This window comes from Gracilimonas sp., from assembly GCF_035704785.1.
Lineage (GTDB): Bacteria > Bacteroidota > Rhodothermia > Balneolales > Balneolaceae > Gracilimonas.
Genome location: NZ_DASSWP010000108.1, coordinates 1 through 9,823, shown reverse-complemented (window position 1 = coordinate 9,823; position 9,823 = coordinate 1). Strand labels below are relative to the sequence as shown.

12 protein-coding genes are annotated in these 9,823 nt (G+C 41.4%); 1 reads left to right on the top strand and 11 read right to left on the bottom strand.

All coding sequences use genetic code 11. The features are described from left to right. The 4 genes from serA to VFM80_RS06590 all read right to left on the bottom strand — a co-directional run. Nucleotides 1–1,235, bottom strand: a 1,235-nt coding sequence (gene serA, locus VFM80_RS06605) for a phosphoglycerate dehydrogenase (protein ID WP_395070771.1), incomplete at its 3' end; no start/stop codon positions are given. A gap of 114 nt (nucleotides 1,236–1,349) precedes the next feature. Further along, nucleotides 1,350–2,555 (bottom strand): S1C family serine protease, encoded by a 1,206-nt coding sequence (locus tag VFM80_RS06600; RefSeq protein WP_395070769.1) that lies wholly within the window; start codon nucleotides 2,553–2,555, stop codon nucleotides 1,350–1,352. A gap of 106 nt (nucleotides 2,556–2,661) precedes the next feature. Continuing rightward, nucleotides 2,662–3,591: a response regulator gene (locus VFM80_RS06595; RefSeq protein WP_395070768.1), complete on the bottom strand. Its 930-nt coding sequence runs from the start codon at nucleotides 3,589–3,591 to the stop codon at nucleotides 2,662–2,664. Nucleotides 3,592–3,656: 65 nt separating this feature from the next. Then, complete coding sequence (locus tag VFM80_RS06590; RefSeq protein ID WP_395070766.1) at nucleotides 3,657–4,619, bottom strand: DHH family phosphoesterase; 963 nt, start codon at nucleotides 4,617–4,619, stop codon at nucleotides 3,657–3,659. Nucleotides 4,620–4,707: 88 nt separating this feature from the next. On the opposite strand from VFM80_RS06590, the gene VFM80_RS06585 reads away from it, so the two are divergent. Then, nucleotides 4,708–5,331: a thiamine diphosphokinase gene (locus VFM80_RS06585; RefSeq protein ID WP_395070765.1), complete on the top strand. Its 624-nt coding sequence runs from the start codon at nucleotides 4,708–4,710 to the stop codon at nucleotides 5,329–5,331. Nucleotides 5,332–5,341: 10 nt separating this feature from the next. On the opposite strand, the gene pnuC is transcribed toward VFM80_RS06585, so the two are convergent. From pnuC to VFM80_RS06550, 7 genes are all read right to left on the bottom strand, one after another. Continuing rightward, entirely contained in the window at nucleotides 5,342–5,989 is a 648-nt protein-coding gene (gene pnuC / locus VFM80_RS06580; RefSeq protein WP_395070764.1) for a nicotinamide riboside transporter PnuC, read from the bottom strand. A gap of 100 nt (nucleotides 5,990–6,089) precedes the next feature. Beyond that, nucleotides 6,090–6,326 (bottom strand): SEC-C metal-binding domain-containing protein, encoded by a 237-nt coding sequence (locus VFM80_RS06575; RefSeq protein ID WP_395070763.1) that lies wholly within the window; start codon nucleotides 6,324–6,326, stop codon nucleotides 6,090–6,092. A 125-nt stretch (nucleotides 6,327–6,451) separates the two neighbouring features. After that, nucleotides 6,452–6,742, bottom strand: coding sequence for a type II toxin-antitoxin system RelE/ParE family toxin (locus tag VFM80_RS06570; RefSeq protein ID WP_395070762.1), 291 nt, complete (start codon nucleotides 6,740–6,742; stop codon nucleotides 6,452–6,454). Further along, entirely contained in the window at nucleotides 6,739–6,972 is a 234-nt protein-coding gene (locus VFM80_RS06565; protein WP_395070761.1) for an addiction module protein, read from the bottom strand. The genes VFM80_RS06570 and VFM80_RS06565 overlap by 4 nt, the downstream gene beginning before the upstream one ends. 236 nt (nucleotides 6,973–7,208) lie before the next feature. After that, a complete protein-coding gene (locus VFM80_RS06560) occupies nucleotides 7,209–7,457 on the bottom strand; it encodes a type II toxin-antitoxin system Phd/YefM family antitoxin (RefSeq protein WP_395070760.1) in 249 nt (82 codons plus the stop codon). Between the two features lie 151 nt (nucleotides 7,458–7,608). Continuing rightward, nucleotides 7,609–8,364 (bottom strand): hypothetical protein, encoded by a 756-nt coding sequence (locus tag VFM80_RS06555; protein ID WP_395070759.1) that lies wholly within the window; start codon nucleotides 8,362–8,364, stop codon nucleotides 7,609–7,611. A 63-nt stretch (nucleotides 8,365–8,427) separates the two neighbouring features. After that, complete coding sequence (locus tag VFM80_RS06550; RefSeq protein WP_395070758.1) at nucleotides 8,428–9,567, bottom strand: PQQ-binding-like beta-propeller repeat protein; 1,140 nt, start codon at nucleotides 9,565–9,567, stop codon at nucleotides 8,428–8,430. Nucleotides 9,568–9,823 lie beyond the last annotated feature (256 nt).

Genomic DNA, 9,823 nt, shown 5'->3' with positions numbered 1-9,823 from the left:
AAGATCCGGGTTCTGATGGTGTGTTTCACTTTGTTCATCTCTTCCAGAATTCGGTCGTCATATTCCTTATCCATATCAAGGACTACATAACCGATATGCTCATTGGTCTTTAGATATTGCCCCAGAATGTTGATGTTCATTTTGGAAAGGAGATTATTTATTTCAGAAAGCACACCGGGTTTATTCTCATGGATGTGCAAGATACGATGGGCATCTTTTTGCTTCGGAAGGTTCAGGGACGGCACAGTATGGGAGCCTACCGTAGTTCCGTCATCGATCAGGTTAATGAGCTTGGTTGAGACATCAACCCCAATATTGTATTGGGCTTCCAATGTAGAACCTCCGATATGCGGAGTCAGAATCACATTGGGTATGTTTTGAAGTTCAGTCTTGAACGGCTCTCCTTTAGATTCCGGCTCTTCAGGATACACATCAATGCCGGCTCCAGAGATATGTCCTGAAGCAAGAGCGTCTCTTAAAGAGGAAATATCGACTACCGACCCACGGGAAAGGTTTAAAAGAATACTGCCCCTTTTCATTTTCCCGATGTTTTCCGAGTCCATCAAATTGTTAGTTCCTGGAGTAGCAGGTACGTGTAGGGTTACAATATCAGAACGCTCCAGAAGTTCATCCAGTGATTCCATTCGGGTGGCATTTCCCATTGGAAGCTTCGGCTCAATGTCATAATAAATTACATCGAAGCCCATGTTTTCAGCCAGAACGGAAACCTGAGATCCAATATGACCATATCCAATAATGCCGATCTTTTTACCGCGAACTTCATAACTGTCTTTGGCATCCTTCAACCACACTCCCTCATGGGCTTTTTTGTCCCGAAGTGGAATCCGGCGCATAAGCATAATGGATTCCGCGATCACTAATTCCGCTACCGAACGCGTGTTGGAATAGGGGGAGTTGAATACGGTGACACCTGCCATCATTGCGGCATCAAGATCAACCTGATTGGTGCCGATACAAAAACAACCGATCGCCTTTAACCTTGAGGCTTTTTTGATCACTTTTTCGGTGATATGGGTTTTTGAGCGGATTCCAATGAGTTGAACATCTTCAATCTTTTCAAGGAGCTCTTCTTCACTCCAGGCCACATCACGTGTTTCAATATTTAAAAAATGATGTTTTTTGAAGTTTTCGACGGCTTTTGGATGAATACCCTCAAGCAGTAAAACTTTGATCTGCTCTTTGGGATAAGAAAGGTCGTTTTTAGCGTGATTCATAAAATGATTTGTAACGAGTAAATGAGTGGCAGATAAGGTAAAAAAACATTTACATTATTTATGACTCATCCTAAAAAGCTGAATAAGATTTTTTAGACAGATAAAAACATATATCTATCTTCCCTTGACTCTTTTTCTCAAATTCATACTAGTTTTGTATTGCTTATTGTCACGCACGAGATGAAGTTCCATTTTCTCACCCTCATTATATTCACGCATCAGGGCCCAGGCGTGCATTTCACTGGTAACACGTTCTTCTCCGATCTGCACGATCACATCACCGGGCATTATCCCGCATTCATAGGCGGGCCCGCTTTTATTGACTTCGGTTACAAATAAACCCAATACACGTGGAATATTTGGATATTGCATAATGAGCTGTCTGGTAACAGGTACAAACTTCATACCAGGATCATAGTCCAGCGAGACGGACCCTGATTCTTTAAGCTGTGAAATGATTTTTTGAACCCGGTTGCTTGGTATCGCAAAACCCAATCCCACAAATCCACTGCCGGTGCCCCCTGTAAAGATGAAGGTATTTACTCCCATCACCTCTCCATTACTATTCACCAAAGGGCCTCCGGAATTACCCCGGTTGATGGCCGCATCGGTTTGGATCATTTCTATATAAACTCTTGGATCTTGAGGATCAGGACGGAAATCTCTCTCTTTGGCACTCACAACGCCAACGGTAACAGAAGGCTGCCCGTCTGAGAAAAGCCCGAATGGATTTCCCATTGCAATGGTCCATTCCCCAACCATGATCTCATCAGAATCGGCAAAGGTTACATAGGGGAAAGTCTGATTATCGGTTTCTTTTTTAATCTTAAGAAGTGACAAGTCGGCAAGTTCGTCAGAACCGAGCAATTCGGCCTCATAAGTATTCCCATCTGAGAGGGCAACCATAATAGTTTTGGAATTTTTACTCGCAACATGCTCGTTGGTAACCACCAGTCCATCTTCACTGATGATAAATCCGGATCCTACGCTTTTAACTTCACGCTGAATTGGGACGTCAAAATAACGGAAAAAATACGTATCGAATTCACGCGTAAAACCTCGCTGCATTTCGGTAACTGTGATGCTGACTATTGCAGGCCCGGCTTTTTTAACAGCGTTTGTGATGGCATTTCTTCTGGTGTCATCAACCGAAACAGTTTGCGGATCAGCAGGCTTATCTTGAGTTTTCTCGGAAGATTGTGTACTCATTGGACCAATGGAAGCCATTGGGGCTTGTTCATGTTGATCAGAAGCCGGGTGTTCGGACCAACAGCCTGTAAGCGATAGAGACAGTATAAAAATAAGAGCGTATCTAACCATGTAATTTGGTCTGTATAAGGTTAATTATGGTAAGTGAACAATTAATCGTTAATGGGAATACTTCAACGGATTATTACAGTATCCATTGCATGCCGGGTACAAATAACTAAAGTTGACTATATAAACGCCATAGGATAGTTCCCATTTGCATCATAAGCATGGAAGTCATTTTGTATTCTTTACTGGTAAAGACCTTTTTCCTCTTTAGAACTATGTACCCAAAAAGAGGTGTTTCAGGAGGTATCTTCATTTTCTTTTCTACGAGTTCTTTATCCGTCAAGGCAAAAAGAGGGATCCCAATTTCTGCAGGAAGCCCCTCTTCCTCCGACATTTTTGGAAGAATACCTTTGTCTGAAGAAAATACATTATTGATCAAGTAAGGGCGTTTTTTTGCAAGGATCTCTTTAAAGGTTTCTTCTTCTTTTAAATCTTTTGGCCCATATTTTCGAGGGAGCTGAACTCCGTTTGCCAACAACATCTGAACATTATCATTATTAATGGTCCAAAATGAAAGATGATCGGTGCCCAGTTTTTGGCCTAAAATTTTACAGAGTTTTTGTGTGGTAGTCACAAAATCACCGGAAGAAACTTCAAATAGTAAACTCTTGGTTATTTGTTTTTTATCATAAACCAGTGCTTCAGGCAGATCCGGAATATTGATATTGGTAACCATTTTCATCCTGATACGGTGTAAAAGCTCCTCCTTATCAGTATTGAAAAGTGATTTATCAATAAAATCTGCCGCGCCCAGCCCTAATGCCTTTTGCTCTTTCTTAACGCTAGGCAGGCTGGTCATGATCAAAACAGGAATATTTCGGCCCTCAGCATCTACCGTAATAGCTTCCAGGAATTCCAGTCCCGACATTCCGGGCATGTGAATATCCGAAAGGATAAAATGAATGGGCTTCTCAGATAGCATGTCAATGCCTTGTTGCGCAGTCTTGGCATGTACTAACTTATATTCATCCTCCAGCATATCTTTAAGCACGAAATGCATTGCAGGGTCGTCATCGATGATCAATAATGTATAGTTCATGTCTGTCCTTCCTGGTATTATCAACTACCTTACAACTGTATAATAATAAAAACTGCTAAGTCGAACTATAATTGTTCAGTGCCTGCACCAATAACTTCTTTGATTGCTTTATCCAAAGGCCCTTCATGCCAGGCGCCCGCAGCTTTTTGATGTCCGCCGCCGTTGAATTTTCGTGCCCATTTATTTACGTCAATATCACTTTGAGAGCGTAAGCTAAGTTTGATCCGGTCTCCATCTTCACGGAATAACACACAAGCCTTTACGCCTTCTATACTTAATGGGTACTGAACAAACCCTTCCGTATCCTCATTAGTACAACCGGTTTTGTCAAACATCTCTTGAGTTATAGCAATTGTCGAAACTTGTCCATTGGCATGCAGCTGAATGGTTTCTAAAGCAAGGCTCAAAAGCTTTAACTGCCGCAATGGACGGGAAGCGTAGATCCGTTCAGTAATTTCATTTGGAGTGAAATTACCGCGTTCTAGCAGATCGGCTGCAGCATGCATGGTTGCGGGCTTAACGCTATCGAATTGAAATGATCCTGTATCTGTAACTAGGCCGAGGTACATAGCTTTTGCAGCTTCTTCATCAATTTGTTCAGCATCATGTTCTGCATACAACTTGTAAATGAGTTCACAAGTTGAGGAGGCTGAAACCACCGATACGAATTCTTCAAAAATATCGTCTGGGTCGGGGTGATGGTCGATCATGAAGATCGGTTTTCCGGCAGATTCCAGTGATTCTGCGAGTTCACCAAATCGATGCAGGGCATTTCCATCTACTACTGCAAAAGCATCAAAATTCTGTAATTGATCTTGAGAGGGTTTTGAGATTGGAAAGAACTTTTCCAGCCATTTCATATTTTCGGGGATATCGTGCTCATTAAAAGCAGTAACCTCAACCCCGTTTTTTTGCAGCCATAAACTGAGGGCAACTTGGGAACCGAGGCAGTCACCATCGGGCCTGAGATGCGAAAAAACGGCGACTTTTTTGTGCGTTAATATCTCTGAAATAAAATCTTTGAACATAAAATTTTCCATGGCATCAAAAATAGGCGAACATTGACAGAAATCCACTTATTTTAGAGCAGAAATAATATCAGCTTTAAAATGATCTATGCACGCAGTTATAGTTAGTAATGGTTTTCCGCCCACAAAGGAATTGTTGGAAGCAGAAATTGAATTTGCAGATCTTGTTATCGGAGCAGACGGTGGGGGAAATAAAATTCTCAGCTACGGAATAACACCGGATGCAGTGATAGGTGATTTGGACAGCTTTAAGAAGCCGGATACTATCAATTTTGAAATTATCCACGATAAAAGTCAGGAAACCAACGATCTGGAAAAAGCTCTTTCTTTAGTACTTAAGAAAAAAGCCAAAACATGTACGGTATTGGGAGCCTTCGGAAAACGAATGGACCATGCACTAAAAAACCTGTCAGTCTTAAAAAGGTTTAAGCCCGACTTTGATCAGCTGACCTACAAGGATGAACTCTTTGAGGCTTTTATCATTTCAGATCGGTATAGAACAGAAGCGCCTGTTGGCAGCATGGTGTCTCTATTTCCGCTTTCTGGGGAAGTTATCGGGATCACGACAAGCGGTCTTAAATATCCCTTAGAAAATGAAATATTGAAAAACGGTTTACGGGACGGTACCTCCAATGAAACCACAGAGCCGGAATTCTCTATCCAAATAGAAAGCGGAGACTTGGTGGTCTTTGTGGAAAGAAAAGGGAATTAAAAATGAAAAATTAAGCAGTACCCAATTTTTCATCTTTCATTTTTAATTTTGAATTATTCTCCTCCATTGACCTTTTCCAGGCAAAATAACCCGCAATGGCAATTCCAGTAAAAACAAGGAACTGAAAACTGGTTAAGACCAATTCTTTATAGAAATAGAGAGGAATAGAGATCAGGTCGGTGATGATCCATGCGATCCAGCTTTCCAGTTTTTTCCGTGCCATCAGAAACATTCCCAAAATAGCGAAGCAGGTAGTCAGCGAGTCCCAAAAAGCGACATCGCTGTCGGTAAAATTTACCAATATATAATAAATGATTCCAAAAGATCCCAGAGTGAGTGCCACTGAAATCAGGTTCTCATTTCGACTGTTCATGGTAACCGGAACCTGTTCGCGGGAATCATTTTTTGGGTGCAGCCAGTAATACCAGCCATACACACTCATTATGAAATAATAGAAATTGACTCCCATGTCTGCATAGAGCTTATACATAAAGGCGATGTACACATAGATCAATACGCTGACGATGCCGGTGGGATAAACCCAGATATTTTCCTTCATCGAAAACCATACGCTCATCAATCCTGTTCCCACGGCAACCCACTCAAGCAGAGTGGTGTTAAGGACTCCGTTGATAATACCGTCGATGATGTATTCCATGAGATATAAATTGGGGATTGCTGAAATTCAGGCGTGAAGATAAGCAAGGGAAAGGTGAACTGGTAAGTCAATTCAAAGGTATTCCGGAATTTTCTAAGCTTTAATGGCAATGCTGATGTGATGCTGACCAGCTTGTTCCTGCCGGGCAATTCTCTGTGTTCTCTTCGCCCGATATGGCAGTAACTAAAAACCAGGCACCGACAACGAATAGGAGTATAAGTCCGGCTATACCCATCTTTGAAGTAACGGTTGAACGATCTTTATCTATGCAGCAGTTCTTATATTTTTTCCCGCTTCCGCAATGGCAGGGGTCATTTCTTTCCGGTCTATCGCTCATGATCTCAGATTAATTTTTGGTCTTTCATGTAAATGTGATTCACTCTATAAACGGCTAAAATTTCAAAACAAGCAAGGCCGGAAACCAACGGCACTTCCTCACTTAATACGCTTTATACCTAAGGTTTAGATTCGAGACTCCCAGTACCCCGGTTTTCGCTTTAAATTCATGATAGCAAATATAGTAATAAGATCATCTTGAACTGAATAGATAATTCCATAGGGAAAGCGGGAAACTAAAAATCTTCGCTCTGTTTTTGTGATCTTAGTTCCGGATGAGGGTTGCTGTTCAATGACAATCAAGACTTTTTCTACCTCATTAATAAAATCATCACCGAGGCCAATAACCTGCTCTTCATAATATTCGGAAGCTTCAAAAAATTCTTTTCTGGCCTCTGAATGGAATGTAACAGTCACTTTTGAAGGCGTTTTCTCGCTTCCTTTAAGACATCAGCAGCTGAATGGAGGGATGCTTCCCCAGATTTAAGCGACTCTTTTCTATTTTGAACTTCATCAATCCAGGCCTTTTCTATTTCAGGATCAATTTTGCCATGAATACTTTGTAATAATTTATCTGCCAGACGAGCTTTGTTCTTTCGATCAAGATTTAAGGCCGAGTTTTCTATTTCTTTAAAGTCAGTAATCATAGAAAAGGTATTTGGTTAACTTGAATGTAATTATTACTGAAGAGAACTGGAAGCAAGAAACATTATTGTAGCCAATATCTCTCCCCATTTATTTACCTCTTCCATGCTAATATTCAGAACACAGTTTTTGAATCGTTGATTTAAATCCTCCTTTACCCATTTATTAAGCTCTTTTTGCTTTTTCGAGTCGGGTAACTTTTCAATTCCTTTTTTCAATTCGCCAAAAGTAATAACACTTAAATACATGGATATTTATCTCGTTCAAGGGCGACTTCAACCTTTGAAAGCGGGGATTTTTGAAAAAATTGAACTAAAGATGTTTTTGGTTGTTCTAATTCGCGATAATCTTCAACCGAAAGCACCACTACGCTGTCTTTTCCATGCTTCGTAACTGTTTGAGGCCCCTCTTCGGATGCCTTGCGGATAACTTCGCTAAATTTGTTTTTAGCCTCCTGTAATGGCCACTTTTTAGATTTTGTGATCATAAATACCTCCAATTTCATCTATTTAGTTTAGAGTCTACAAATTTATAACACATAATTATAGAAGTGAAAATTGCACGATATTAATCAAAAAGCGACAAGTCCGAGTTGAAACTGTTACCAATGGTCTTTTTTGATTTCTATCGAATTGCAATTAAAACCGAAGGGGGTCAGGTAATCTTAGTTGAGGTTGGGGACGGAAGGACATGCCGAAACCAAAGGTAAACACCGCCGAGTCATACATGCTGCTGTAACCACCATTGATATGGAATCGGAACCGGTTGTTTAAAAATTCGTCAGGTATTTGCCCGGAAATTCTGCCTCCATACCATTCAACAGGAAATGTGTGGGGTATTAGATCACGGAGTCGAACTTGTTCACCTTCCCTGAAAAAATTGAGATGATTATACCGGTAGAAAAGTCCTACAGAAACGCCTCCATTTGGCATCCTGTGTACCGGACGCTGAAGAATAAATTCCGTGTTGACCTTTACTAGCAGGGGAGATTGTACGCTTCCGGTTAGCCAGATATCCTCAAAAAGGTGAAGGGTAGCGTCCACACCCGGATACAACGGCATCATGCTAATGCCCATAGCTGCTTTGTAGGCTAATGGAATGGAAAAAGCAGGAATCGGAGGAGCAATTAAGAGTTGCTCCTTAAAAACAAGTTCAGCATCACCATATACCTCATTTTCATATTTCCGGCGAACTTCTTCCCGTAAGCTCTCGGGCAAAATCATATAGGAAATGGTTAATCCATTTTCGGCGTGTCCAAAAGGAGAGGCATCTTTTACATTGTATGGTTCCACATCCTGGTCATGGTAGATGATACCCTCACTCACCGGCATATAGGAGGCGCAACTAGACAGCAGAAGACCGATAGAAAGTAATATTAAAAGCTTACCATACATGCTTTTTGTTTAAATGTACAAAGGCTACTCCATAAATTCACTCGGCATACAAATAATACACCTTTAGGTGCCAATATTGACCATATACCCGCTGCCCACCCCAAGTGAAGAGATATAACTGCCATTATTTGCCGGGGGCCTGGAGTTAAAAAGAACACGTCCATCGGTGGTATCAATAACCCATATACCACCCCCTCCGGAATTATTGAAATACAGCTTACCGTTAATTACGGTAGGTATACTAGTATTACTGTACAAGATATTAACACTCCAGATCTCACCACCCGTCTCCCAGTCTAGTTTCCGGGCCGGTCCATCTAAAGTAACTAAATATATACCGGATTCATCAACGGTAAGACCAACATCAATTGCCCCAAAAGTATTTTCATGGCCTGGACTACCCAAAAATCGCCGATCTTTTATGGGCACGTGCCAAATAATCTCCCCAGTAAATCGATTAGTAAGCATAACGCTCGGCCCAACTCCCGCTACTAAGTAATCCCCAAACACATCGATATCATATATGGAAGACTCTATAAGCAATGAATCAGTAGTTTCAAACTCATCTGTTGGCTGAACCTTATTAGGACCTTTGCGTTCCCAAACCAGTTCCCCCGTGGTTCTGCTAAAGGCAAATATATTTCCTTTTACCATCACCGGTGCGTTTATCGTATCATAGTAAACAGTGGGAACATACAACATATTCCCATAGGGGATAGGGTCGGTTGCACTTTGATGTAACGATTCTGGAATCAATCGGTCCAAGATAAATTCCATCGTAATGCTACCTGAGCTTTTACTGACTTTTAGTACTGTAGTCCTTCTAGGCAAATACAATGACTTTTCATCTTGGGAAATGCGAGGCCCGCCCAATCCAGAGAACTCATGCCCGTCGTTTGTATAGTTGGTGTTCCAAACCAGGTGGCCGGTTTCTTTGTTATACGCCCTGAAAAAAAATCCCCGGTCCAGGTATATGTTCTCCTCAACACTGAGCAGATTCCGGAAGGAGCCCGCGCTGCCATTACTAGCCACCATGGTACTCCAGTTTAATTCCCCTGTAGACAGTTTGGCGGATTTCAGGTACCCGGCTTGGTAAAAAAAAATACATCTGAACCATCGATCAGAGGCTGGACGGACGTATTCGTCAAGTGTAGCGGGAAAAAGCACCGTTTGGTGGCGGGCAGCTCGTTGAATATAATCCATAAAAAGCGTTTAAAATTTTACTCTATAACAATAATAAACAATATGATATAAATCAATATATTGATGCCTCCATAAATATAGTTTTCACACAGGCTGTCCGCTCCGGAATGCAAAATTGAGGCTCTGCCTCATACTATTAAATGCCTGCGAATTTTTCTCTAAAACAATCCAAGCTGCTTATCCTGTCTGTTTGCGGGCCAGTCATGCAGCGGGGGCAGATCCATGAAATCAGATAGCAGCTTGTGGAAGTGTCGGC